Raw genomic sequence first — 25,378 nt, 5'->3', positions numbered from 1 at the left:
CTTCCGGTCGCGACTCGCCGCCCACCCCGCTTCCGGGGAAAGGCGCGGCGATTGGCGAGCGGAGGATGAGACGATGCATGCAAACAGCAAGCGTTCCGCCAGCGGAGAGGCTGGCGCCGGCAAGGGCGGGCGCCCCAGCGCCAGCCTTTATCAGGAGATCACGGACCGCATCATTGCCGAGCTGGAGCGCGGCACCGTGCCATGGGTCAAGCCATGGGGCAGCGCAAAGGCAGGCCTTGGCCTGCCGAGGAATGCATCCTCTGGGCGCACCTATTCCGGAATCAATATCCTCATCCTGTGGGGCGCGGTCGTCGAGCGCAGCTATCCCAGCCAGAACTGGCTCACCTTCCGGCAGGCGCTCGTCCTTGGCGGCAATGTCAGGAAGGGCGAGCGCGGCACGACCATCGTGCATGCCGACCGCTTTGTCCCCAAGGACGAGAAGGAGCGCGCACGCCACGCGGGCGATGAACCACAGGCCGTGCCTTTTCTGAAGCGCTTCACCGTCTTCAATGTCGCGCAGTGCGATAATCTTCCGGAAGACCTCTATGCCGCCGCCGAGCCGCTGCCTCAGTGCGAGATCGTGCCGCACGCCGAGACGCTCATTCGCGCCAGCGGTGCGGATTTCAGGGTCGGCGGCGATCGCGCTTTCTACATGCCGGGCAGCGACCACATTCAGGTGCCGCCGCAGCCGGCGTTCCATCACCAGATCGACTATTACCGGACCTGCTTTCACGAGCTTGGCCACTGGACCGGCCACCCAACGCGGCTTGCTCGCGACCTCTCCGGCTCGTTCGGCTCCAAGGCTTACGCGCGTGAAGAATTGGTCGCCGAAATCACTGCCGCCTTCGTCTGCAGCAATCTCGGTATCGAGCCGACCGTGCGTCATGCCGATTACATCGGCTCATGGCTAAAGGTGCTGCGCGAGGACAACCGCGCGATCTTCCGTGCCGCCAGTCTTGCCTCCAAGGCCGCCGATTTCCTGCTTGGCCTTCAGGCCGATGCCGAAGGCGAGGCGCAGGAAGGGATTGCGGCATGACGATGCGCGATCCTCAACTGACCGCGACCGAGCCGACGCCGCAAGGCGAGCAGCTGCTCATTCCCGGCGTTCGGCCGATCACCACGCGCGATCGGCTCACCCTCCTGATGGACGCGCCGATGTGTCCGCGCGCGGCGCAAAAACCGCTCGATATCGGCCTCTTCGATGAAGCCAGCAGAAATCAACTCGACCTGTTCTGACAAGGAGTCTTTCCATGATCCTGATCACCGATCCACTGCGCGCACGACTGCTCGCCAATGGCGCCGCCGACGCCGACATCGACCATTTTCCCGTTGTGAAACTGTTTAATCCGACAGGTGCCGCGACGTGGCTTCTGAGCGAACTCGACGCCGATGGCGACACGCTGTTCGGCCTTTGCGATCTCGGCTTCGGCTTCCCCGAACTCGGCAGCGTCAGTCTGGCCGAGCTTGCATCCGTAAAAGGTCCGCTTGGCCTCGGCATCGAGCGCGACCTGCATTTCCAGGCGCGCTTTACGCTCTCCGTCTATGCCGAAGCCGCCCGCATTTGCGGCCACATCACCGAGGCCGAGCGACTTCTGCGGCAGGCAGCAGACGCCCTTTCAAAGCCCCATTCCGAGCTTCCGCCCGACACGGCGGAACAGCAGCGCCGATAGGGGCAAAAACCGTCCCGCCGCGCCGGCCTTCGGCCTCTGCGGCGGGACAACCTCAACCAAAGCGAAGGAGAGTAACCATGCAGCTTGCCCACATCCCCTTGGATCAGCTCAATATTTCCGCGCTCAACATGCGCCATGGAAAACGCGCGCCCGACATATCCGACATCCTGCCGTCAGTGCGTGCGCGCGGCGTGCTGGTGCCTCTCCTTGTGCGGCCCAACGGCCAGCCGGAAACCTTCGAGATCGTTGCCGGCAGGCGGCGCTATTTCGCCGCCAAATCGCTTGCCGACGAGCGCGGCGAAGGCGATCCCTTGCCCTGCGCCATCATGGAGGACGGTGACGACGCCGATGCGCTGGAAGCCTCGCTGATCGAAAACCTCGCCCGCCTCGATCCTGACGAAGTCTCGCAATGGGAGACGTTTTCGCGGCTCGTCAGGCAAGGCCGCACCGTTCCGATATCGCTGCGACCTTCGGCATCACTGACCTGAAGGTCAAACGCATTCTGGCGCTTGGCGACCTCTTGCCCAAAATCCGCGAAGCCTATCGCCGCGAGGAGATCGACGCCGAGACGGTGCGCCATCTCACCATGGCGTCCAAGGCGCAGCAGAAGGACTGGCTGGCACTCTGTGCCGATCCCGATCAATACGCGCCGCGTGGCTTTCAATTGAAGCAATGGCTGTTCGGCGGCCAGTCGATTTCCACCAAGGTGGCGCTGTTTGCCATCGACGAATATCCCGGCCTGATCACCTCGGACCTGTTCGGCGAGGACAGCTATTTCGCCGATGCCGACCTGTTCTGGCAAAAGCAGAACGAAGCGATTGCCGCCAGACGCGACACCTATCTCAACGGCGGCTGGAGTGAGGTGGTGCTGCTGGAACCGGGCCAGTATTTCCACCCATGGGACCACGAGAAGACCCCGAAGAAGAAGGGCGGCAAGGTCTTCATCGCGGTCACGTATCGCGGCGAGGTCGAGTGTCACGAGGGCTGGCTGTCACACAAGGAAGCCCGCCGCGCCCGCGAGGGCGGTGAGCAAGAACAAACAGCCGCCAAGCCGCCGCGCCCCGAACTCACCGGCCCGATGCAGAACTATGTCGATCTGCATCGCCATGCCGCCGTGCGTGCGGCCATGCTCGACCATCCCGCCGTGGCGCTGCGCCTCGTGGTGGCGCACGCCATCACCGGTTCCGGCCTGTGGCAGGTGCGCCGTGAGCCACAGCGCGCAGCCAACGAGACGGTGACTGCCAGCCTTGCCGGCTGCAAGGCTGAAGCCGCATTCGGCAAAAAGCGGCGCGAGGTACTGGCCCTGCTCGGATCACCGGATGAGGATGGCGTGGTCGCCGGCGGCAATGGCGACGCCTTTGCTATCGCCGGCGTGTTCGCGCGCCTCTTGGCGCTGTGCGACGACGATGTCATGCGCGTTCTCACCCTTGTCATGGCCGAGACGCTTGCAGCCGGCAGCGCCGTCATCGAGGCGCTCGGCAACCATCTGAATGTCGATATGGGCGTATGGTGGCAACCGGACGATGCCTTCTTCGACCTCTTGCGCGATAAGGAAATCGCCAATTCGATGCTGGCCGACGTCGGCGGCAAGCTGGTCGCGGATGGCAATGTCGCCGAGAAGGTCAAGACGCAAAAGAAGATCATCCGTGACTTCCTGGCGGGCGAGAATGGCCGCCTCAGGGTCGAGACCTGGCTGCCGCGCTGGATGAAATTCCCGGCCGAAAGCTACACCAGCCGCGGCGGTTTCCGCACCGCCGATCAGTGGGCACAAGTGCAGCCGCTGTTCGTCCGCGAATAATCGATCAGGACCCAAGCGGCGGTTCTTTCGAGTGCCGCCGCTCAGGTCGCGCGCGCCGCTCCGGACCGCGCCGGCTGCCGATCGGTCGTCTTGTCGAGCCGGTGCCGCGCGCGAGAAATCCCGACGGCAACTCGCCCCCATTTCGGCAGCCCTGCAGCGCGCCGGGTTGCTTGCCGAGGCGCTCCGCGCATGGGCCAATTGTCCGATCCGGTTGCCGACAGAGCCCGCGCAGCCGGCGCCCTGCATTGCCGCCGGCTCCTTGTGTCACCGATCGCGCTACCTGTCTCCATGTGTCTCAGGAACCATTCCCCTGCGGCTGGCTTGACGACCTATGGGCGGATCCGGCCCGCCCGAAACCCTCGCCAGCAGCTTTTTTCCCCGCCGCCTGCGGCGGCTTCCTCGCGCCGCTTCACTTCAAAAAAGCTGCCCGCTCGAGTCCTCCGCTATCGCTGCGGCCGTCCCGGTTCCGGCGGTCCGGACGCGCCCATCACGGTCTCGCCATCGCAGGGGAATGGTCCCCGGCGAGCACCAAAAAGGAGACTGAAAATGACCGCGATCGGATACGTCACCAAACAGGAAAACGGCGGCTACAAGGGCCAGCTCAAGACGCTCAGCGTCCGCGCCGACATCGACATCGTGCCCAATCAGGCAAAGAGCGCCGACACCCATCCCGACTTCCGGGTGCTGACGCAAGGGGTCGAAGTAGGGGCCGGCTGGATCCGCACCGGCGAGACCTCCGGCAAGGACTATGTGAGCCTGTCGATTGCCGCCCCGGAGTTCGGCCCGCGCAAGCTCTACGCCAATCTCGGCCGCGCCGCCGGCCAGGATGACGACGACACATACGCCATCATCTGGAACCCGGTCGACTGAACCGCCTGCCTCGAGCCCCGCGCCGCAACCGGCGCGGGGCTCTTCTCAAGAAGGGGCGGCGAAAACTCGCCCCCCACTCTTCGCCCGTCCCCAAAACGATCTCGCTCGCCGATCCTCGCCTTCGCTTGTCCCTAACGAAACGAGGACCATCATGGACGACGAAAACGAACGCGCGGCCCGCGCCAAGAAGGGCAGTCCGTTTCTCAACACCGCGCAGGCCGCCTTCTATATCGGGCTGTCCCAGCGCACGCTGGAGAAGATGCGGCTCAAAGGCGGTGGCCCGCAATTTCGCAAGCACGGCCGCTATGTCCGCTATCACATCGACGAGCTCGACGACTGGTCGAAGGGACGCGCGCAGGAGACCAGGCCCGAGGATGCCGGGCACGATTCCGGCTCGGCCGGTGAGGGAGGCCGCTCATGAGCCGGCGTCCCACTATCCGTCTGATCGGCAGCCATCTGCGGCGCGTTCGGGCGCGCAAGACGATCGCCGTGGCCACAATAGGCCTCGGCCTGATCGGCTTCGCCGCTTTCGACAACCCATCGCCCTGGCTGGTCTGGAATGCCTCGGCCAGTGCGCCGGTCGGCCTCTATCGCCTCGCGTCCGGATCGCCGGCTCGTGGCGATCTGGTGCTCGTCCGCCCGCCAAAACCGGTCGCCGATCTCGCCGCCGAACGCTTCTATCTGCCCAGCAATGTGCCGCTGGTCAAGCGCCTTGCCGCGCTGCCTGGCGAGCATGTCTGCGCCTTCGGCGACGCCATCATCATCGGCGGCGAGATTGTCGCGCGCCGGCTGGCAACCGACACGCAGCACCGTCCGCTGCCTTGGTGGAATGCCTGCCGCAAGCTCGCCGCCGACGAGTTTTTCCTGCTCGGCAACGATAGAAATCACTCCTTCGACAGCCGCTATTTCGGGCCGGTGCCGGCCGAAAATATTGCCGGGAGGCTCGTGCCGCTATGGACCGAGTAACCCTCCTGATGCTGGGCATGGTCGCGATAGCGCCATGCGCCTGTTCCGCCGCGACCGACGCTCAGCCGGCCGCCATCTCCCGTGGTCCGCAGATGGCAAGATGGCAGCACTACGTAGCTGAGGCAAGCCGGCGTTTCAGCATTCCACAGCCCTGGATTTATGCCGTCATGGATGCCGAAAGCCGGGGGCAGACAATGCTGGACGGGCGGCCGATCGCCTCACACGCCGGCGCCATTGGCCTCATGCAGGTGATGCCCGGCACCTACGAGGAGATGCGCGCAGAGTTTGGCCTGGGGGCCGATCCGCACGACCCTCGCGATAACATTCTGGCAGGCACTGCCTATCTGCACGCCATGTATGACCGCTTCGGCTTTCCCGGCCTGTTTGCCGCCTATAACGCTGGGCCGGACCGCTACGAACAGCATTTGCAGCGTGGGCGACCGCTGCCCAGCGAGACGGTTTCGTATCTGGAAGAGCTCAAGGCTGCGGGGATTTCGGCCGCCGACATGGACGCGTTCACCGGCAAATCCCGTTCCGGAAAAGCGCCGGAAATCCCGTCCGGGCAGTCGCTGTTTTTCCTGCGAAACGGTGTTTCCGCGACCGATCCGAATGGCCAAATCGTGGTGCCGCTCGGATCGGAGCGAGCAAGGTCAGGCCGGCCGGATCGCAGGTGAGGGCAGGGGTACCGTGGGTCGGGCGGGCAGGGATGCAGGGAGGCAGGTCCGCGGAAGGCAAGATAAAGGCATCGCCTCCTGGAGGCGGCGAAGTCTTTGTCTGCACATCGTTTTCCACGGAGGCTGCCTTCAGCGTCAGGAGAGCTGTTGCCGACAACCCTCTGATATTGCTTAAGATTACTAGAGGCTCAATGCAGGATGAAGAGTTCAAGCCGAGCCTGGGCAAAATCGGATCGCGCGGCTCGAAGGCAGGCAAGCGTTTCGCCGGCCAGATCCGCGCCGCGATCAACCGAGCCGGCGGCGGCAGCGGTCGCCGTGGCCGCTTCATCGGAAGCCGGGCGGGGCGCGGCGGGGCTGCTGCCGCCGTTCTCAGAGCGCGCGACCCCCACGCGGCGTTTCGGCAGCGGCGCGCCGTCGTCAAGGCCCGTATCGTCAAGCTGGCCGGCAAGGGTGTTGACGGGGCACGTGCACACCTTCGCTACCTCCAGCGCGACGGCGTGACCCGCGAAGGCCAGCCTGGCGAGCTCTATAGCGCCGACAGCGACCGCGTCGATGGCAAGGCCTTCATCGATCGTGCCGATGGCGACCGGCATCAGTTTCGCTTCATCGTCGCCCCTGAAGACGGCATCGAGTATGATGACCTGAAGCCGCTCACGCGGCGCCTCATGGCGCAGATGGAAGAAGACCTCGGCACCAGGCTCGACTGGGTGGCCGTCGATCATTTCAACACTGGTCATCCGCATACCCATATTATCGTCCGCGGCAGGGACGACCGCGGCGAAAATCTTGTCATCGCGCGAGACTACATCTCGTCTGGAATCCGTGAACGGGCGGCCGAGCTGGTCAGCCTCGACCTTGGCCCGAGAACGGACCGGGAGATCGAGCAACGCCTGCGCCAGGAAATGGAGCGGGAACGCTTCACCAGCATCGATCGGCAGCTGCTCCGCATACGCGACCATGAGGGGCATGTCTCACCGGCCAGCCGAGACACGTTTCGCCAGACGCTGCACCAGGGGCGCCTGCGCAAGCTCGAGCGGATGGGTCTGGCTGAGGAAGTCGGCTCGGGCCGCTGGCGCCTTGATGGCGAGCTTGAAGCGACGCTGCGCCGCATCGGCGAGCGGGGCGACATCATCAAGACCATGCACCGCGAACTGACCGGCAAGGGGCTCGCCCGCAGTGCCGCCGACTATGTTATCCATGATCGATCTGCAGAGCAGATGCAGCCTGTCGTCGGCTGCATCGTTGCGCGCGGCCTGGCCGACGAAATCACTGACCGCCATTACCTCGTCGTCGACGCCGTGGACGGCAAAAGCCACTATGTTGATATCGGCAAAGGCGAGGCAACCCAACCGACGCCAGAGGGCTGCATAGTGCGGGTCACGCCGAGGGACACCGGGCCAAGGCAAGTCGACCGCACAATTGCCGAGATCGCCACGGCCCATGACGGGCGCTACAGCATCGATATCCATCTCAAGCATGACCCGTCGGCCACCGAACGCTTTGCCGAAACGCACGTGCGGCGACTGGAGGCGATCCGCCGGGCGACCGGTCGTGTCGAGCGCGAGCCGGACGGCACCTGGATCGTCGCACCGGATCATCTCGACCGTGTGTCTGACTACGAGCGTCAGCGGGCCGGGGCCGAGCCTGTCACGGTTGACAAGCTCTCATCGACGCCGCTGGAACAACAAGTCAGCTTCGACGGCGCCACCTGGCTCGATCGAGAGCTGGTTTCCGACACACCGGAGGCCTTGCACAGCTCTGGTTTCGGCCGCGATGTCCGAGAGGCGCAAGGCCGCCGACGGCAGTGGCTGATTGCGCAAGGTCTTGCTCGGGAAGAGCAGGACCGGATCGTCTATCGCGCCAACATGCTTTCGATCCTGCGTCAACGTGAGCTGAACCGTGTTGCCGGTCAACTGTCTGACGAACTCGGACTCTCGTATTCCGAAGCGCAGCCTGGTGATCGAATAGAGGGTCGATTGCGCCGCTCGATCGACCTTGCCAGCGGCAAGTACGTGATAGTCGAGAAGGCGCGTGAGTTCATGCTGGTACCATGGAGGCCAGTACTTGATCGGCATATTGGCAAGGAGGTGTCTGGTGTCGTGGGTGGGGAGGGGATTTCATGGACCATCGGCCGGCAGAGAAGCGGACCAAGCATTTCGTGACATGGCCTACACAACTTCTTTTGCCCGCGTTGAACTTAGTCCGGACGGAGTTCGCCTGCGCCCGCGGCATTGATTTGGCGAGGGATAAATGGCTGGTCGTGCAAGACTTATCGTTCGCTCTACAAAAAGCGCCGCGATGATTCATCGTGTTCCATGATTCTGAGCCAAAACCCTCCTGCGCCACCACGGCACTCTTCCCGGTGCCACGGAAGCCGCGCCGACGACGGCGGTGCCGGCCTGGTTGCGCAGGGCTGCCCCCGACCCAAACAGTTGCGGCGCATTGAGGACATTGCAATCACTGACCGTGCGGCCATCGGCGCGCTCGATGAGATGGTCCGCCAGCTAGAAAGGTGGGCTGGCGCCTGGTGACAGCTCTAGGGCTTTCGGCGGCCGCGGTATAGCGAGCAGGCTCGCGGCGTCGAGGATGAAGCCGCACTTCGCGATGTTCTTCTGCTCACACGACCGGGAGACGAGGTCTGTCCCGCGGGCCGGATGCTTGTTGGCCGGGCGTGAACTGGCAGCCCATCCCGCTGAGGATCTTCTAACGGGAGAAACCTCGCTGCGGTGGGGAAGATTTCGGTCGTCGCCCGCGACGACGAGGCGGTCAGCGACCTGGCCAGACGAGCTTCGGCAGCTTTCCGCTGCAGCATGGTGACGTGCGCGATCATGGCCGCCGAATGAGATCGCTCGAACGCACCGTCGGATGCTGGCTCGCCGACGCTTTACTGGCGCAAGCCTGGGTGGGGCCATGCGGTGCCGCTACTGGCACCGAGGCAGCTTTGGGCATGAGACCCGACCAATCGCGCCGGGCCTTGACCGGGCCGGGCGACGCGACCCGAGCGTCGGGACAAAAAGCCGGGAAGGGGAGGGCACCAGCCCGGTTGAAGCCAAGGGCATGATGATGTGAGGACGATCTGCTGGCAAGAATTTGCGGAGATCGATGCTGTCATGGCGCGCTCGTCGAAGATTCTGAGCGGCGCCGACGTGGCTGCTCGAAGGGAGAACACTTCACTCCGTGACCGGCCGGACCTGATTACGATCTCCATTGGAATAAAGAAGAACGACGGGCCGAATGGCAGGGTTGATCGCCAAGATGCGCGATCTGCCGGCTGTCCTGCGCGCGTGCGGGAGTCGCCACCATGAGCTTTACGACAAAATTGCCGGCAGAGGCCGATTTCAAGAAGGTGTTGCTCCAATGCTATCGAGGAGGCGATCGCACGCAGCGCGAGATCGGCCAGTGCGGATTCTTGGCCAAGCTGCTCGGCGCGTCGTGAGATGTTGTCCGTCGGGTGGGTGACGCTTTAGATCAGGCGGATCTCCACCCAGACAGCAGCCTGGCGGTTAAACCGCCTTGCGTGTTCGGTATGGCGGCACAGCGGTTTGGAGATCGGCGAACGCCACGCCCCACGGTAGCGATGCCTCGCATGACCAAGCAGCGGCATGTGCGGCAGGCTTGCACCCGCTTCAGATGCGAGACGGGTCAAGACAATCATCCTGCACAACGCCACGCGGCGGTGAGCCGGTTTCGAAAAGGGCCGGCCCCGGCCGTTCATACAAGTGGAGTTGGGGGCGCGGGGCCGGATCAAGCCTATCGCGTTGGACCCGCCGGGACCGCGCGTCCATCATCCCGGCAACGCCAGGCGCTCGCCTCGCGTCATGCGGGCTTCGGCTTGGCGCGCCGAATGTCTGGACCGGCATCGCGGAGCAATGGCGCACCAGTCTACGACATGGTGCGTAGTCGCCATGCTGCCCCTGGCCAGATCGTAGATGACCTCGGCTTGTTCGCCATGGCGAGCCGAAGCACGTTGACGGCCGTGCCGGGTGATGCGCCGTCCCAGACTATCATCCCAAAATCGGCGCGCGCCATCTCCCGGTCTTTGGCGGCGTAGATCCAGTATCCTCTAGCACCTTCAGGAGACGGGACCCGGTAGGCAGCCCAGTCGCCCAGATCATTGCGGGGTTCCTTGGCCGCATGGAAGACCCCGACATGTTTGTAGCCGTAGCCCGCGAGCAGGCCCTGCGCCTCGGCATCGGCTCCAGACGCGTCGCCAATCAGCACGCCGTGCACGGCAACAACGATTGGGCGGATCCGAGCGATGGCAGGTTCCATCAGCTCAAATATCTCGCGTGAACCCCCTATGAATATCATCGACATCATGACTTTCCCTTCTCTCCAGGGCTCCCTCGCTCTGACCGCCGTCTCCCTCTGGCCCTGCGTGAGGGGTCACCCGAACGCCGAGACGGCGAAGCCGGCTCGGGGAGCGGCGGGACGCCGCAACTAGAGCCCGGTCGGCGGCAGGCCCGCGCGCAGACCTGCCGCTTCCGGAGGCGCTACGCGCGCGGAGCTAGTGGCCTTTGTCGGCCAGCCAGAGGCTCACGTCCTGGATCGAGCGCATGAGCACCGACGGATTGTCCCGCGCGGGAATGAAGCCCCAGCTCTGCCAGTAGCGCTCTGCCTCGGCGTCGATCGCCCGCACCACCACCGCGCGGCCGCCGACGATGTCGGCGCCGGCGACGCAGCGATACAGCGCGTCCTTGACCAAGCCGCTACCGACGCCTTGTCCGGCATAGCGGTGGTCGACGGCGAGTTGTCCGATCAGCAGGCAGGGGATCGGATCGGGCGGGCGTCCGGTGCGGATGGCGCGCGGTGCGCTATTTGGCTGGATCACGCCCGGCGCGAGGCCGTAATACCCGACGACTGTTCCCTCGTCGTGAACGACCAGGACGCGGGTAAACCCGCGGGCCTGGTTCGTTCGCGCGAAGCCGGCCAGCCAAGCATTGAGCGCCGGCTTGCCGCAATCGAAGCTGTCGAGGCGGTGCGCGTCGTCGAGGAGTTCGATGCCTGAAAGCGCCACCTAGCGGTCCCAGGGCGGGGACCGACGCAGCCGCTCGGCCGCCTTCGCCGGGGGCGCAGCGGCCGGGGCTGAGATCGCCTGCATGAAGGCGTCATAGGCTTCCGGGGACACGCGGATGACGGTTTCGTTGAGGATGGCCGCCTGCGCCTCGTGCAGCGCGGCGCGCCGCATGAACTCCGTGCGCGACAGGCCGAGCAGCTCCGCGCCGCGGTCGATGATGGTGAGATCATCGTCGCGAAACCGCATCGAGACGGGTGCTTCCTTCCTGGTGGGTGTGGTGGCCATGGCGCGCTCCTGTGCTGCGGACGTATATACGTTAGTGTAACGCGGAACGCAATACTACGTTCCCTGGCGACGTCTCGTGGCGGATGGTCTCAGGATTTCTCGCCGCATCGGTTCTTCTCGGCTTCTCGCCCCAGTCGCCATTGCCGCAACCCAGAGCAAGGTGGCTTTGGTCAGCTCCGGCGGATCAATTACGGCTTAGAAAGCGCATTTGTTTTTGGCGGCCGGATGAGCGGGTCCAGAAGCGAAGTCGCTGCCATGACTGTCGCCGGACGAGCCCCGGCTATCCCGAACCTGATGAACATCTGACGCGATGGCGACTTTCGGGCCGTCACGCAACAAAGGAGGAACGGCTATGAAGGCTGGGCGGCGGCACTTTCATTCTCAGGCGCCGCTCTATGCCACCTGTCGGCCAATGTGACATCGCCACTGCGGTCCTTCGAACAAGTCGATTCGATTCTGAATTTCGGCCTTTAGATGATTGTAGCGATTGAATCAGCGACAAGGGCTGGGCAATCGCGGTTGTGGTGACCGCGAGCCACTAAGCTTGTGCCGTACCCTTACAATGATTCATCAAGGCGTTTACCTCGGCAATCACGAGATCCGGCGTGATGTCGAACTTGCATCGGACTTTGACCGGACAATGCCGCACTTGGTCCAGACCACATCCGCGACATTCAATAACACTCATAAGCATGCTGACCAAGGGACCTCGAAACCCCCAAATCTCCGGTAGATGTGACGCCGTGAAAATGCCGATAGTAGGGCGGCCAAGCTGGGCAGCGACATGGCCGGTGCCTGAATTGTTCGAAACCACGAGCGCGGCCGAATTCACGAGACAATTGAATTCCAATTCTGACAAGTCGACAGCCGTCCGAATGTTCGCGGCCCCACGTTCCCTAGCTATCTTCGCAACCTCCTCAAGCGCTTCCAGGCATTCGCCACGGCCAACGAGGACCACCTCACCACGGGTCGAAAGAGCAGCGATAACTTTGCCAAAACTTTCAATGGGCCAATCTCGCAGGCTGGAATTGGAGAACGGAGCCACGACAATCGGGGCATTGCCTGTAGTCGAATTCTGTGGGTGACCCGCTCCGCTTTCGAAATAGGCAGCTGCCTTTGCGACCAGAAAGAGGAGGATTTCTGACACATGCTGGAGACGCACCTGCTTACGGTCAATGAACCAATCAAGCCATCTACGGGGGATTTTGTTAGCAAGCCCTATTTTTTGGACCAGCTTGTAGAAAATGGTTCTGCGCAGTTTCAGATTGAATGGCGCTATCGCAATATCGATCTGATGCATGCTGTACGGATCAACTATCGCCGCACGGTGCCTGGCGGGAACTTCAAGCAAGATCGGCCTTGTTTCTTCCGGAACACGCATATCAATGGCAAGATCAAACTCGCCGGTCAGCAGCGGCCTTATGTCCGCGGCTTCTTTGCGCGTTTTGACTTTTGGGTTGCGAGGAAAAAAGTCAAAAGCAACGTGATCGTCGGCGAGGTCAAACTGTTTTGCAGTAGCGATGTTCCAGCTTCCCACCACCAGCGTAATGTGGGCATGCGCAAAACGCTGACGAAGGTCCTTTAGAGGCCCTAGAGACATCCAAAAGTCGCCGACATGATCAAGCTTGAGGACCAAAATTCTCATCCTTGCGCTTGACTGTTCCGGCTCTTCCCAGCTGCGGTATATAATTTGATTGCCGTCGTGCTTTGTAAAATATGCCATTGCCATTCCGAAGATTATACGGTCAACACTGATAGCCCAGTGACGCGTGTGTAGGTTGGAGTGCTCCCCACTTTGTCCGCGTCTCCGCAAGAATTCTGCCATCAGATCCAAGCCGCGCTCCAGCAGGAGCTGTTGGGCGAAGTCTGCATCTCTAGCGATGGTAGCGCGCCAAGAAAGCCAGCTATGTCCCGACCCGCAATGTGAAGGGCTTCGTCACGGTCTCGCATGCAGTGAGTTCGGCAACGCCGAGTAGACGGTGATCGCCAAGCCGCCGTCCCCAGATCTCGGAGCATAACGGCAGTGGCCTCGCTCTTTGGTCGATGCTGATCCTGAATGAGACCGTCGCCGCCGGCGACGACATCGCCGGCCGGATTGACTGTCTCCGGCACGCCCTGTCGCTGTGGTCCCGCATCATGGTGGTTACAAAGGACCCGCCGCAGGCGCTTTTTTCTGCGCGTCCGGGTCGTCCAACATGAAGTGGACGAATCAACCCTGTGATGAAGTCGACCGCCTGGCCGGGGTGCGCGGGCAGGCGGCGTCGATGAACACCTTTATTCGCCGAGCTTGGATAGCGGCACCTCTATCACGCTGAGAGCCTGTTATGCTGGTCCAGCGTTTGATCGCAGTCATGATCCATGCGAGCAGCTTGTGAGGGATGCAATCGAACGAGGCGCTGCTCCCACAGCCGTCGCAGGCCCTCCATCAGAGCTTCACGCTTAGCCTGATCCGGCGCAATTGTATTGAGGAGATCTCCCAACACGGCTTCGCCCTCAATCCGCATCAGCAGATTAAACAAGTCGTGTGAAATTCGTACACTGTCACTGCTGAAGTGGGTCGTGCTGATCTCGCAGTGAGTCTCCCGACGATCTGGCGCTTTGTAAGCGCGGGTTTGATGGAGGGACACATAGGGCGGCAACGAAACCGCAAGCGCAGTCCAATCCTGCAGCGTTGCAGCCCGCTTTTTTACCAGGAAGGGCCCGACCACAAGTCCATCCAGCTCTGTCGTCAGAAAGGTGGCAATCGCGTCTGCAACCGAATCCACGATCGGTTCGGCATTATTGTTAAAGGACGTATTGAGCAGAATTGGAGTGCCTGTGCGCTTCTTGAACGCATTGATGACCTCCCAGTACGCGGGATTGGCGTTGCGCGATACTGTTTGCAGGCGAGCGGTACCGTCGACGTGCGTGATGGCACCGAGCAAGGCGCGCTTTGAGTCACGCACGCGAACGACGAAATTCATGAATGGAAATTCGTGCCTACCGTCCGGGAGGTCGAAAAATTCGCTCGCATCCTCCTCCAGCACAGATGGCGCGAAGGGCCGATAGCCTTCGCGCTTCTTGACCATCGCATTGATCCGGTCCTTGTTTGCGGCGGGCCGAGGGTCGGCAAGAATGCTGCGGTTGCCCAGCGCACGTGGCCCAAACTCCGAACGACCCTGCACCCAGCCGATCACGGCGCCGTTGGCGATCCAGTCGGCTGCACTGCTTGCCACGTCATCAGAGCGTTCAACCTCGAGATGTCCGGCCCATGCATTCAGTTCCTGTTGCACGGCGCGCTCGCTCCCGAGATCAGGACCCCAATAGACCTCCTGCAGTCGCTCACACGGCGCGGGGCGGCCCATCTCGTTAGAGACTATCAGCGCAGCTCCCAATGCGCAGCCAGCGTCGTGAGACGCGGGTTGCACGAAAATGTCTTCGAAAAGCCCTGAATACAGCAGCTTACCGTTCATCGTGCAGTTGTGGGCCACCCCCCCCGCCAGGCACAACCGCTTCATGCCGGTGGCCTCACGGTGATGCCGGAGAATGTGGAACACGATCCGCTCAAGCGCTTCCTGCAGTGACGCACTCACATCTCGATGCTGCTGGGTGAAGGGCATTCCCTTTCGCCTGACCTCGATATTGCGGAGCAACGCCGGACCGATGCGGTCGAGGTGAACACGGTAGCCACCGCCGTTGGCGGAGAGCTCGTAGAACTGCTCGAAGAGCTCGCGATAGGGAGCGGGGTCGCCGTAGGGCGCGAGTCCCATTACCTTATACTCGTCGAACAAGCCGTAGCCGAGATAGCGGATCGTCTCGAGATAAAACAGCCCAAGAGAATTGTTCTCGGGGAAAGCCTCGAGTTGCGTAATTTCTGTGCCAGACCCTACCGCCAAGAGGCCCGATAGGAAATCACCAGAGCCATCAATCGCTAGAATGAGACTTTGTTCGAAGCCCGACATTGCAAAGGCGCTCACGGCGTGCGCCTGATGATGACTTACGAATGAAATACGCGAACTGTCCAACTTAGTGCCGAACTCACGCGTTAACAGATCCTGCACCAACGTTTTAGCATCCAACGGAATGGAGAGAATGTCCGGGTGGGATGCGGACATACCTTCAAGCATGGCGTTGGCATAGGGCTCGCTGGCGTAGAGCGCGACACGATCAATGTCGTTGAGCTGAACCCCCGCCGCTGACAGACAGTATTGAATCGAACGAATTGGGAGCTTGTTGGAGTGTTTCATCCGATTGAGGCGTTCCTCTTCGACGGCTGCTATCACCCGTCCGTCTCGGACGAGCACCGCGGCGCCATCGTGCATAAAGGCGTTCCGAAGCTCGAATCGGTTTTCATGGACTTGGTCAAGTCCGCCGCTAATTCCTAGACACAGCATTTCTTTCTCCACATAGTGACGGGCAAGCCAAATTGGCCTGCCTCAGACCGTTTCCAACTAAATAGGCCGCGTTGTCGCTTGCAGCTGCAACCGCCTGTCAGGCATCACCGGCATCAAAGAACGCCTCATAAGGGTCCGCCTGAATCAACATGAGATGCTTCGATCGTGGCGCCTGCCGTTCCATGACGCCGAGAGCTTGGCTGGATCATCGAATCTTGAGCGGCTGCTGACTTGCATGCCGGCGATGCCGTTTTCATCTGCAGCACGAACTTGTGACGCGGGCTGCCTATATCCTTGCGAAGGGGCGGCTGTTGACGAATAATGCCGCGCCGTGAACTGGCCCGATTTCATTCCCCGAAAGACCGTCGCACAGGCGACTGACATGTGCTGCACTGTCCGCCTGCTTCCCGGTCGCACATCCGATAACGCCTTCGCTTGTGCAGGAGGCCGTATCGCGTCATTCGTCGGCCAAACATGGCACCGACTGGAAGCCCGGCAATACCGCGTAGATGTAAAGTGCGCTGATGTTGTATGGTAGCGCTGCCGGCCGGGTCTCCAATCCGCTGCCCAAACGAGCGGACTGCCTGCGGCAAAAAGCCCGCCACAAGCAGAATCGCGCTGGGCAGCTGGCTCGCCTGCAAGACTTCGCAGCTCAGGAACATTGGGGACGACTAGCGTCGAACCGCCGACATGATCGGCCAGTTGCAACTCACTTCTCGGCACGACCTCCACTGCACGTCAGGGCGCATGGAAGATTTTCTCCTTTGGATGGGTGACCGGTGCGGACGTGCTTTTGTCCATGCAAGATTTCCGAAGAGTTATGAAATCGTTTGTTTCGATCAAAGTCATCCACGCTATGAATAGCTGCCGGACATGCGCTTCAAAGGGGCTTCAGGCTTCCCGGATGGCTACTCCGATTCGAAGCGCGTGGCATTCCATGCGCTCTATGACAACATTTTTCAGCAAAGGGTATGAGAGCAAACCCACACTTCTTTTTCAGAAGTCGCTTCGAAGCAGCCGAGGCCTTGATGGGCTTCTTCACCAAGTTCGGCGATGGTGCCGCAGACATTCTTCCTCTTTCCGGGCTGAACAAGCGCAGAGTTCGCGCCTTGGCAGTGTATCTGGGCGCTCCGTCTGATCTTGTTGAAAAGATCCCGACCGCCGACCTGGAGAACCTCGTCCCGGTCTCACATACGATGAGATTGACGACTTCCTCGAAGGCCAAGAGATCAACGAAGCGGCGCACAGGCGTATACTTCATGCGCATTCCGGCACAGCCCATAAGCGAGCGCTTCCCGTCACAACGATTGCCATGACGGGTTCGATATTTAGGCATCGGCAATAGCGTCTCAACATACACGATCGATGGGCTTGCCGCAGTTAGGCAGCTAGCGGCCTGAATTACCGCTGGAGCGAAGCGCTGCTCTTTCAGCCCGCATGCGGTCATGAGGTTGACAGTGTCGGCACGTATCGCCGAGGCCGGCACGCGAACTCATTCTCCCTGAATGCCTGCTCTATCGATCTTCCGCAGCGTACCCACTTGACCGGTCGCTTCGACATTCCAGGCACCTGGATTGTAGCCGATCCTTGCCGCTCTCCTTCGGCCGGTCGCAATGCTAGACGTGCGGCCGTTACGCTATGCAGAGCTGGTTGTCAGATGCGTGATGCGAAACGTGAGATGCAGCTCCAGTTTTGGCGATGGCGGGCTCGCCGCATTGTTGATATCATCCGCACAGAACAGGCGCGCAAATGACATCGGATTCAGAGAAGGCTGAGGCGGTCGAGCAGTTACTTGATACACCTGACCTTGCAACCGCACTGGAAAGCGAACAGTTCAAGAAATTCCTCGACCAGGTGCCGATCGCCATAGCCGTTTCGGACCTTGCCGGTGAAGAGCGCGTGGTCTACGCCAATCCGGAATTCGAGAAACTGTCAGGCCTGACAGCCGCCAGGCTCACACGAGCAAACTGGGCAGCCCTTTTGGGCAAAGGCCTCCATCAGCAAAAGGACAGGCCGCTTGCCGAGGCCGTGGTCGAGGGAACCGATTTGGTCGGCACCTTCAAGCTGGAGCGCGGAGAGGACAAACCCGCGATCGTCGACGTTTATTCGAACGTGATCGAAGACGACAACGGCAAGGTGTGCTTCCGACTGGTGGCCCTGGTCGACGTATCCGCCCATGGCGAGGCGGGAGATGAGCGCTCGGCGGAGGAGCGTGTCAGCGAGAAAGACACGCTGCTGCGCGAACTGCAGCACCGGGTGAAGAACAACCTGCAGATGATCACCGCGCTGATCCGGCTGGAAAGCCGCAACGCGACCGAGGCCGACCGGAGACGGTTTGAGCGGCTCGCCGGTCGCGTCGACGCTCTGGCGATCCTCTACCAGACGCTAACGGCCGACGAGCCGAAGGAGGAGGTCGACCTTGGCGTCTATCTCAGCCAGATCGCGTCCGCGGTCATGAGCTCGCATGCGGTCGAGGGAATCCGGCTGGATATGAAGGTGGATACATATCCGGTGTCAATAAACGTCGCCATGCCGGCCGGGCTGGTCGTAAACGAATTGCTGACCAATTCACTAAAGCATGCGTTCCGGGGCCGCGATGGCGGCACGATAACACTGCACAGCGTCGTCGATGGCGACGGCTGCCGGGTTATAGTGGCGGACGACGGAATCGGCCTGCCGGAAGGCGACGTGTGGCCCAAACCAGGCAAGCTCGGAGCGCTGATCGCGCGATCGCTGACCGAGAACGCCAAGGCGCAGCTAGCCGTCGAGTCCAGCGCCAACAAAGGGACGAAGGTGACCATCGTTTTCAAGCGGTCGGCGGCAGCAAGCTGAACGGTTGCTGTCGACTAGCAGGCTGGCGGCTGGCTTCATGTCGCGGCTTTGAGCAGGTGGCTGCAAATAGGCTAGGTCGCCCTTCACGGCCTGCTTCACATGGTCGAGGTCTTCCATTATGCTCCAGGCTTGCTGCTTCTGATTTCGGCGGCCAGTCCATCCCCACCTAGCGGAAGGCACTCCCGCCTGATTGCGTTGCGGCTTGAGTCTTGACGGCGGGGGCTACCTGACGCCTTCGCGCTCATCACGCGCGGGCCGGCAATTCAGCAGCGAGTCATCGCTTGGCCAATCTTGCCGAGGACGAAGGTCTAACCTACAAATAAAATTGGTCCGACTGTTCGTGGCCGGAGGTAACCGCGAATTTGCGCTATCGGGACAGGAGAGCAGTGCTGTAGGCAAACCGCGATGCGTGCATTCGTTCGATTGGTTCTACGATTATCCTGACGCCTGGGGTGAGCAGTTGCACCAGTATTTCCTACTACGCGCAATCTTTGCAGGGTCATGTGCAGATCATCGCGGCCCGCCAAGACATCGGAAAACTGATCGACGATCCTTCAACCCCTGAGATATTGCGCGCCCGAATGGCATCGGCGGCCGCCATATAATAGTTTGCGGCAAAGACGGCCGCGATCGAACGGCTGAGGATGCGCTCGCCAACAGATTGCGCGACAGACGATGGGGTGGATACCGCGGATACGACGCCTGGTTCGATGCTCCGATCAACAACGCGAAGCTCGCCGCGACTTCCGTCTACAGCGATTCGGTTCAAAGGCTTGGCGCGTTGGACAAAGCTCGCCGCGCCGAAGCGCGATGCATAGAAGCCGGGATAGTCGCCCGAACACAAGTCGAACAAGCGGAGTGGTCGACCGTTTCGTCCTCCCCGGGGACCAGCCGGTTGCTCTGGCCTGGGGCGACCTGATGGGTCTTGCGGAGCACCGTCTCCAGCATGGCGATCAGGTCTTTGGGAAGTATGGCCTCATTCTGCACAGACGGTTTTGCGTGGCTGTTACGGATGCCGGCGGGCACGGTGGCGATATGGCGGTCCTTTCGATCGAGCGGCTCGCCACGCTGCGTATAATTCCACGCCAGGGAGGAGAGACGGCGCTCGATCGTCGCCACAGAGTTTGGTTTCTTGTCTCCTGTAACCTTTCTGGATGCACATGTAGAGGCCGACGGTCTGCGGATCAGGCGGCAACACCTCGAGGTGCTGCCGGCGCGCCCAGGCGCAAAAAATCCGCTCTCGACCGAGCGGCGTCAGACCGGTATTCTTATGGATGTTCATCCGGTCCCCCTGGAGTCACTGAAGCTTCGACAATCTCAGCTTTCCCGGTTCGGACCGGATGGACAACCTAGTGAAAGCTCACAACTAGCTACCAATGCGATCAGCTTTCGGGCTATCGGGCGCATCCAGGGAGGATGGGTATGTTCTTGGCTAACGGGCTCAAGCTGCGGGACCGCGGGTGCACGCTGGCACTGATGTTGGCGATCATATGTGTATGTGCGCCTGCACTGGCGGCAAACGCGTCGGATCAGGCGTGCCGGTCCATCGCCAAGCTCAAAATTCCAAGCGTGATCTTTACCGAGGCTAGCCTTCAAAAGCCGCAGGAGATCCCCGCAGATCCCTTCACTGCATTCACCGGCGCCTCGCCTCAGGCGGTAAAAGTGGGCGGGCACTGCCTTGTCCGAGGTGTTATCGGGAAACGCCAGGGGGTCGATGGTCAATCATATGGCACCCGGTTTGAGGTGCGTCTTCCGACGACCTGGAACGACATGTTCCTTTTCCAGGGCGGCGGCGCAGTTGATGGCTTCCTGGCGCCGGCCGTCGGGACCATTCCTTGCCGGAACTCGACCGCGGCTCCCGGGCTCTTGCGCGGCTACACTGTTGTAAGCATGGATGGCGGGCACCCAAGCCCCGATCCGGCTTTCGGGGTCGATCAAGCCGCACGCATTGATTTTGCGTACGCCTCCATTGGCAAAGTCACTTCGGTCTCGAAGCAGGTGATTGCCAAGTTCTATGGGGCGGCTCCGAAAAAGTCGGTGTTCATGGGATGCTCGAATGGCGGTCGTGAGGCGTTGATAGCGGCTCAGCGATATCCGCTCGAGTTCGACGGCATTGTTGCAGGTAGCCCGGGTTTTCGTCTCAGTGCCGCCAACATTGCCGAAGCCTGGGATACTCGCCAGTACATGAGCATCGCTCCCAAGGATGAGGCCGGCCATCCTATTCTATCCCGCGCCTTCTCCCAGCAGGATCTGAACATCGTCGCCAAGGCGGTTCTCGCTGCCTGTGATGCCCGCGATGGCATTGAGGATGGCGTCATCAACGCCTGGGAGCAGTGCCGGTTCGACCCAAAGGTCCTGTCCTGCCAAGGCGATAAGACGGACAGCTGCCTCACGGCTGGTCAAGTGCAGTCCATGAGCCGCGCGTTCGCGGGTCCGGAAAGCTCCGATGGCGAAAAGCTTTACAGCGATTGGCCATATGATACGGGCGTTGCGGGCGCGGACTGGAGAATGTGGAAGCTGGGCAATTCCCCCACTTCCCAGTCGGATGCAAATAACATCGTTCTGGGAGCCCGCTCGCTTCAATACTACTTCATGACGCCCCCGGCGCCGAATTTTGACCCCCTGAAGTTCGACTTCGACAAGGATCCGGCACGCGTTGCGGATACGGCCAAGCTCAATGATGCGACCGGCACGTATCTCGCCAGCTTCGCTGCCCACGGTGGAAAGCTGCTCTTGTTTCAGGGACTTTCCGATCCGGTCTTCTCAGCCAACGATCTGGTGCGCTGGTACAAGCAAGTCGTCGAGGTCACAAGCGGCGGCGATTTGGAAGCGACTCGCCGTTTCGTGCGCATGTTCATAATCCCGGGGATGACCCACTGCGGCGATGGCCAAGCCTTCGACGACTTTGATCCTTTGGCCGCCATCGAGGGCTGGATAAACCAAGACAAGGCTCCGGATTCTCTCGCGGCTGGCAGCAAGGCATTCCCCGGCAAGCACCAGCCGATCTGCGCTTATCCCACTCAAGCTGCCTATGGCGGTAAGGGAAATCCCGATGAGATCGCGAGCTATTCGTGTCGGGGATAAGAGACCTCGTCATTTGTTCGCTTCAATCTGCGCGCATTCCCGGAACAGGTCTCCCGGACCAAGGATCGGTTGGAAAAGCTAAACCCGGAATTTGTGGGCCGTGCCATAACGCAGTTGATGATCATGCCTGACTACGAAGCGTCGGCCGCCGATAGTCTGGACACAGCGCTCGCTGTGCTCGATGAGGTAATTGTTATCGCCTGAGATCTGACCGCCTCATCCCAGCGGACAAAACGGGGGCATCAGAGCCCGGACGCCTTGGTGAGATTTACGCGGAAACGATCGCGCCGGCGCTGATAATTTCGCGTCATCTCCGCGGAGGCATGGCCGAGCTGTTTTTGCACATAGCGTTCGTCGACCTCGGCCGACGAGGCGAGGCCGGCGCGCAGTGAGTGGCCGGCGAATTTCTTGGCCCGTTCGCCCTCCGACAGATCGCCGCGCACGCCGGCGGCGAGCGCCGTGCGCTTGACCAGGCGTGCGACCTCCTGGTCGTTCAAGCGATCGGCACCGACGGCTCTGCCTTGACCAGCAACGCGCCGAAACAGCGGTCCGTGCGCAATGCGCGCCAGTCTTAGCCAGGTCTGCAGAGCGACCACAGGGCAGGTGACGTCGGAGGAGCCGCGGCCGATTTCGACCTCGCGCCAGCCGGTTTTGCCGCGCAATGTGACAAGCAGACCCTTATCGGCAAAAATCTCGACCCAGCCGCGGCCGTCCTCGGTCTGATCCCTGCCGACGTCGAGGCCGACGATTTCGGATCGGCGAAGGCCGCCGGCGAAACCCAAAAGCAGCATGGCGCGGTCGCGCAGACCACGCAGCGTGCCGCGGTCGAGGGTCTCGAACATGCGATCAGATCCTCGGGCAGGATCGCTTCCTTCTGCCGGGGAGGGGAGGCGTGGGTGTTGCGAACGCCAGCCATCACCGTGGCGATATGCCGGTCCTTGCGGTCCAGCGGCTGGCCGCGCTGGGCAAAATTCCAGGAGAGCGACGAAAGCCGGCGCTCGATGGTTGAAACGGTGTTGGGCTTTTTGTCGCCAGTGGCCGTACCTGACGCGCAGGCGGCGATATAGAGCCCGACGACCTCAGGATCGGGCGGGAACATCTCGATGCCTTGGCGCCGGCACCAGCTCGAAAAATGCTTCCAGTCGGCTGCGTAGGCGCGGCGCGTGTTGGCCGAACTCGCCGCCTCGATATAATCGCGCGCGCGGCCGGCGAGCGCCTCAAGCTGCGCAGGCAGGCTGGGATTGGCAATGGCTGGAAGGGGAGGGGACGAGGCTAGGTCGGCATCGCCCATCTGCATGACGATATCGATGATGTCGGGCAAAGCCGCGGCGCTTTGTGTATGAAGCTTGTCCGAAATTCGTAGCATATTTCGGACATCTTGACCGTCACTTCGTCCGAAATCGGACCACAGATTTCGGACAAAGCCCCGGCATCAACCCGCCAATATCTCGATCTGCCGTCGCCGCTGCAAACGTCGCCTGTGAGAGGCGAGCCGCCTCTAAACTGGTCGTATATCCCGATTAATAATAAGAATGTAGTCAACTTCCATATTTTAGAGGGCACGCATGCTGCCACTCAACCGGCCTGATCACCACACAAAGTGAGGAAGAACCTGGTTAGGTGCAAAGCGACAATTGCCTCGACAGCGGGTCCCGGAAGGTTTATGCTGCCCAATCTTACCGCAATCCGAAATGGCGATTGAGTACCTTCACGAGTGAAGGGATTCCCGCGGTCTTAGAGATGAGTTGTCGAATGGCGCGAAGTCGCACAGAATCGCGAAGTCGCACAGAATCGTGTGTTTGATACCGATCAGGATCGCGAGCTATTTCAGGTGCAGAGAGGTCTTGCGCCCGATGCACGAGTTGCTCCCGGTCCAACGGAAGTGAATGGGGTGGAACTGCTTTGTCGACCAAATTGTTGACGGAACGTCCGGCGCCCATTGTTGCTACATGTCTGGATTCTTGGGGCGTTTTGGATGATGCAATCCACCATCTCACTCCAAAGGGCAGTGGAATCTGGAACAATGTCGCTTTTGTACGCAGGACATCCTTCGCGCCCGATTGGCATATTGTCTTTAACTCTGCTTCTATTTTTGGGCTCCCTGTTGATATCGAGGCGAGTCCAAACAGGACAATTTTTGCAATCGGCGAACCGCCGACGAAAGCTCATCGCGCATTTCATGAAGGGCAGGGGAAAAATACCATCGTCCTGACGTCTGACGCAGAGCTGGCTGCTCGGCAGAATGCAGAGCGCCGATTCGTTTTGTCTCCACCTATCACTCGGTCTTGGTCTGTAACAAAGACATATGACCAACTTCTGGTCAGCGAAGTCGTGGACAAGCCGCTTCGGCTCTCATGGATTACCAGTAACATCGCCCTGCTTAAAGGGCATCGATATCGGCTGGCGTTTCTGGAACGGCTGAGAGAGGAGCTCGATTTTGACCTGTTCGGCCGAGGTTTTCGGCTGATTGGAGATAAATGGGACGCACTCGCACCGTACCGTTACAGTATAGCTTTCGAGAATACTCGTGCTGATTACTATTTTACAGAGAAGCTTATGGACTGCTTCGTTGCTGAAACAATGCCGATCTATTACGGCAGCCCGGCAATCACGAGGTTCTTCCCTTCCGACTCAATGGTTCTGATTGACCCAGAGGACAAGAACGTAATCCAAAAAATTCAAGAAATCATCGACTCGGACCTCTGGAAGGAGCGTCGCGGCGCAATACAAGAGGCGAAGCGGTTGGTTCTTGAGAAATACAATACGTTTGCTTATCTCGCGGGCTTCATCGAAAGCGTTCACGATAAACCCTTACCGCCGGAAGTTATACACATCGGTTCGCCTGCGGTCGATTTTGGGACAGACGAATGAAGTACTCCAACGCTCGCTTCGCGTGCCCGGCGGTTGGTGGTCTGGCGAGATCGGTACGGAGCGCTCGGCGGAGAATGCCTACCTGCGCAGACGGGCCGGCACGGGCGCACGAGGTCATGCGCCCCCGGCTGCCGCTGATCAGACGAACTGGGGAAGGCCAGGAACGGAATTGAGGACCTCGTCCACGAGTTCGTCGCCGGCATGTTCCTTGGCGAAGGCGATCGTCTCGTTGGCGATGGCGGCGATCTTTAGAATGCTGAGACCCTCACTCATCAATTGCTGGCCGAGCCCCATGAGGCCGCCTCCGCCCTCTGGGTCGTTGCCATGATACTTCGCCACTAATTCCGAAGCTCCGGGAATGGCCGCGATCATGCGCGCAACGGGACCGTCGGCCGCGTGGCGTTGCAGGAAACCCAGCATTAACCCAACGGCCTTCTCTGCGAGAGCCGGGCCGATGCCGGCACCAGTGGCGATGCGCGATAAGAATTCTTCCATGGCAGGGTTCGTCTCTCTTTAATGAGGTTTACACGGGGCCGGTCCGGCGCCCAAAGCGCCCTTGGCCGAACCACAATTGAACTCCACAAAAATAGGCCGGCGGAAGTGCTATTGCAACTGCGCGTAAAACCGCCTCTGTCAACGCAAGCTGCGTCGGACGTGCGTATTTCGCAAAAACGGGACAGTCGTTCCGCTAAATCGCGGACAGCAGTTTCACTAATTCGCGGACAGCAGGATGGGGTCGGCGCTCGGTTGCCTGGTTGAAGTCATTTGTGATTGATTTCGCCGTTTTCGGCGCCGGTCAAGGGCGACGGTGTTTTTTGCTTTCTCATGCTGTCGCCTTCGAGGGTGATGCGATGGGCGTTGTGGATGATCCGGTCGAGAATGGCGTCGGCTATTGTCGGCTCCGCGAATGCTTCATGATGCACCTTTCCTTGATCGCC

At 61.0% G+C, this 25,378-nt stretch carries 23 protein-coding genes and 4 pseudogenes; 17 read left to right on the top strand and 10 right to left on the bottom strand.

Annotated features, from left to right (window positions below; genetic code table 11):
- The first annotated feature begins 73 nt into the window (after window positions 1-73).
- The 11 genes from NKJ81_RS20605 (at window position 74) to NKJ81_RS20555 (ending at window position 9,414) form a co-directional block, all read left to right on the top strand.
- Window positions 74-1,036 carry an ArdC family protein gene (locus NKJ81_RS20605; RefSeq protein WP_352541536.1) on the top strand — a complete coding sequence of 321 codons (963 nt, stop codon included), beginning with the start codon at window positions 74-76 and terminating at the stop codon, window positions 1,034-1,036.
- On the top strand, window positions 1,033-1,236 hold the full coding sequence (locus NKJ81_RS20600; RefSeq protein ID WP_352502724.1) for a hypothetical protein: 204 nt from the start codon (window positions 1,033-1,035) through the stop codon (window positions 1,234-1,236). The genes NKJ81_RS20605 and NKJ81_RS20600 overlap by 4 nt, the downstream gene beginning before the upstream one ends.
- Window positions 1,237-1,250: 14 nt before the next feature.
- Entirely contained in the window at window positions 1,251-1,670 is a 420-nt protein-coding gene (locus NKJ81_RS20595) for a DUF2958 domain-containing protein (RefSeq protein ID WP_023800968.1), read from the top strand.
- Between the two features lie 77 nt (window positions 1,671-1,747).
- Window positions 1,748-2,158 carry a ParB/RepB/Spo0J family partition protein gene (locus NKJ81_RS20590; protein ID WP_352541535.1) on the top strand — a complete coding sequence of 137 codons (411 nt, stop codon included), beginning with the start codon at window positions 1,748-1,750 and terminating at the stop codon, window positions 2,156-2,158.
- Window positions 2,080-3,468 carry a chromosome partitioning protein ParB gene (locus NKJ81_RS20585; protein ID WP_352541534.1) on the top strand — a complete coding sequence of 463 codons (1,389 nt, stop codon included), beginning with the start codon at window positions 2,080-2,082 and terminating at the stop codon, window positions 3,466-3,468. Before NKJ81_RS20590 ends, NKJ81_RS20585 begins: the two co-directional genes overlap by 79 nt.
- A 546-nt stretch (window positions 3,469-4,014) precedes the next feature.
- Window positions 4,015-4,338 carry a DUF736 domain-containing protein gene (locus tag NKJ81_RS20580; RefSeq protein WP_023672372.1) on the top strand — a complete coding sequence of 108 codons (324 nt, stop codon included), beginning with the start codon at window positions 4,015-4,017 and terminating at the stop codon, window positions 4,336-4,338.
- Between the two features lie 151 nt (window positions 4,339-4,489).
- Window positions 4,490-4,759 (top strand): helix-turn-helix transcriptional regulator, encoded by a 270-nt coding sequence (locus tag NKJ81_RS20575; RefSeq protein ID WP_023679653.1) that lies wholly within the window; start codon window positions 4,490-4,492, stop codon window positions 4,757-4,759.
- Window positions 4,756-5,304 (top strand): signal peptidase I, encoded by a 549-nt coding sequence (lepB, locus tag NKJ81_RS20570; RefSeq protein WP_352541533.1) that lies wholly within the window; start codon window positions 4,756-4,758, stop codon window positions 5,302-5,304. The genes NKJ81_RS20575 and lepB overlap by 4 nt, the downstream gene beginning before the upstream one ends.
- Complete coding sequence (locus NKJ81_RS20565) at window positions 5,292-5,978, top strand: lytic transglycosylase domain-containing protein (RefSeq protein ID WP_352541532.1); 687 nt, start codon at window positions 5,292-5,294, stop codon at window positions 5,976-5,978. Before lepB ends, NKJ81_RS20565 begins: the two co-directional genes overlap by 13 nt.
- Before the next feature lie 191 nt (window positions 5,979-6,169).
- The gene (rlxS, locus tag NKJ81_RS20560; protein ID WP_352541531.1) at window positions 6,170-8,140 is read left to right on the top strand and encodes a relaxase/mobilization nuclease RlxS; all 1,971 of its coding nucleotides are present in this window, start codon (window positions 6,170-6,172) and stop codon (window positions 8,138-8,140) included.
- A 1,139-nt stretch (window positions 8,141-9,279) separates the two neighbouring features.
- Window positions 9,280-9,414: a hypothetical protein gene (locus NKJ81_RS20555; protein WP_352457369.1), complete on the top strand. Its 135-nt coding sequence runs from the start codon at window positions 9,280-9,282 to the stop codon at window positions 9,412-9,414.
- Window positions 9,415-9,441: 27 nt separating this feature from the next.
- Here the strand turns inward: NKJ81_RS20555 and NKJ81_RS20550 are convergent, their stop codons facing one another.
- The 6 genes from NKJ81_RS20550 to NKJ81_RS20525 form a co-directional block, all read right to left on the bottom strand.
- A complete protein-coding gene (locus NKJ81_RS20550; protein WP_352457368.1) occupies window positions 9,442-9,624 on the bottom strand; it encodes a hypothetical protein in 183 nt (60 codons plus the stop codon).
- 236 nt (window positions 9,625-9,860) lie between these two features.
- Window positions 9,861-10,298 carry a hypothetical protein gene (locus NKJ81_RS20545; protein WP_352541530.1) on the bottom strand — a complete coding sequence of 146 codons (438 nt, stop codon included), beginning with the start codon at window positions 10,296-10,298 and terminating at the stop codon, window positions 9,861-9,863.
- A 187-nt stretch (window positions 10,299-10,485) separates the two neighbouring features.
- Window positions 10,486-10,995, bottom strand: coding sequence for a GNAT family N-acetyltransferase (locus NKJ81_RS20540; RefSeq protein ID WP_352457366.1), 510 nt, complete (start codon window positions 10,993-10,995; stop codon window positions 10,486-10,488).
- Window positions 10,996-11,280, bottom strand: coding sequence for a type II toxin-antitoxin system TacA family antitoxin (locus tag NKJ81_RS20535; RefSeq protein WP_352453587.1), 285 nt, complete (start codon window positions 11,278-11,280; stop codon window positions 10,996-10,998).
- Window positions 11,281-11,818: 538 nt separating this feature from the next.
- A complete protein-coding gene (locus NKJ81_RS20530) occupies window positions 11,819-13,003 on the bottom strand; it encodes a glycosyltransferase family 9 protein (protein WP_352541529.1) in 1,185 nt (394 codons plus the stop codon).
- A gap of 583 nt (window positions 13,004-13,586) precedes the next feature.
- The gene (locus NKJ81_RS20525) at window positions 13,587-15,653 is read right to left on the bottom strand and encodes a carbamoyltransferase family protein (RefSeq protein ID WP_352541551.1); all 2,067 of its coding nucleotides are present in this window, start codon (window positions 15,651-15,653) and stop codon (window positions 13,587-13,589) included.
- Window positions 15,654-16,666: 1,013 nt separating this feature from the next.
- Here NKJ81_RS20525 and nadE point away from each other — a divergent pair.
- The 4 genes and pseudogenes from nadE to NKJ81_RS20505 form a co-directional block, all read left to right on the top strand.
- A pseudogene (nadE, locus tag NKJ81_RS20520) lies at window positions 16,667-16,998 on the top strand (NAD(+) synthase); the annotation flags it as partial.
- Between the two features lie 404 nt (window positions 16,999-17,402).
- A complete protein-coding gene (locus tag NKJ81_RS20515) occupies window positions 17,403-18,485 on the top strand; it encodes a sensor histidine kinase (RefSeq protein ID WP_352541528.1) in 1,083 nt (360 codons plus the stop codon).
- A gap of 452 nt (window positions 18,486-18,937) precedes the next feature.
- Window positions 18,938-19,090, top strand: a complete 153-nt coding sequence (locus NKJ81_RS20510; protein ID WP_352541527.1) for an aminopeptidase — start codon at window positions 18,938-18,940, stop codon at window positions 19,088-19,090.
- Between the two features lie 56 nt (window positions 19,091-19,146).
- On the top strand, window positions 19,147-19,404 hold the full coding sequence (locus tag NKJ81_RS20505) for an aminopeptidase (RefSeq protein WP_352453904.1): 258 nt from the start codon (window positions 19,147-19,149) through the stop codon (window positions 19,402-19,404).
- Between the two features lie 2 nt (window positions 19,405-19,406).
- On the opposite strand, the pseudogene NKJ81_RS20500 reads toward NKJ81_RS20505, so the two are convergent.
- Window positions 19,407-19,716, bottom strand: a pseudogene (locus NKJ81_RS20500) (integrase); the annotation flags it as partial.
- Between the two features lie 191 nt (window positions 19,717-19,907).
- On the opposite strand from NKJ81_RS20500, the gene NKJ81_RS20495 reads away from it, so the two are divergent.
- Complete coding sequence (locus NKJ81_RS20495) at window positions 19,908-21,569, top strand: tannase/feruloyl esterase family alpha/beta hydrolase (RefSeq protein WP_352541526.1); 1,662 nt, start codon at window positions 19,908-19,910, stop codon at window positions 21,567-21,569.
- Between the two features lie 242 nt (window positions 21,570-21,811).
- Here the strand turns inward: NKJ81_RS20495 and NKJ81_RS20490 are convergent.
- Window positions 21,812-22,935 (bottom strand): annotated as a pseudogene (locus NKJ81_RS20490) (site-specific integrase).
- A gap of 536 nt (window positions 22,936-23,471) precedes the next feature.
- Between NKJ81_RS20490 and NKJ81_RS20485 the strand changes: the two are divergent.
- Window positions 23,472-24,440 (top strand): glycosyltransferase family 10 domain-containing protein, encoded by a 969-nt coding sequence (locus NKJ81_RS20485; RefSeq protein ID WP_352453731.1) that lies wholly within the window; start codon window positions 23,472-23,474, stop codon window positions 24,438-24,440.
- Between the two features lie 138 nt (window positions 24,441-24,578).
- Here the strand turns inward: NKJ81_RS20485 and NKJ81_RS20480 are convergent, their stop codons facing one another.
- Both NKJ81_RS20480 and NKJ81_RS20475 read right to left on the bottom strand, forming a co-directional pair.
- Window positions 24,579-24,935 carry a hypothetical protein gene (locus tag NKJ81_RS20480; protein ID WP_352453730.1) on the bottom strand — a complete coding sequence of 119 codons (357 nt, stop codon included), beginning with the start codon at window positions 24,933-24,935 and terminating at the stop codon, window positions 24,579-24,581.
- A 266-nt stretch (window positions 24,936-25,201) separates the two neighbouring features.
- Window positions 25,202-25,357, bottom strand: a pseudogene (locus NKJ81_RS20475) (ATP-binding protein); the annotation flags it as partial.
- Window positions 25,358-25,378: the final 21 nt, after the last annotated feature.

This window comes from Mesorhizobium sp. M0018 (genome assembly GCF_040323955.1).
In the GTDB taxonomy this organism is placed as follows: domain Bacteria; phylum Pseudomonadota; class Alphaproteobacteria; order Rhizobiales; family Rhizobiaceae; genus Mesorhizobium.
Note: the sequence above shows the minus strand (reverse complement) of the source record. Positions and strands in the feature narration are given on the sequence as shown.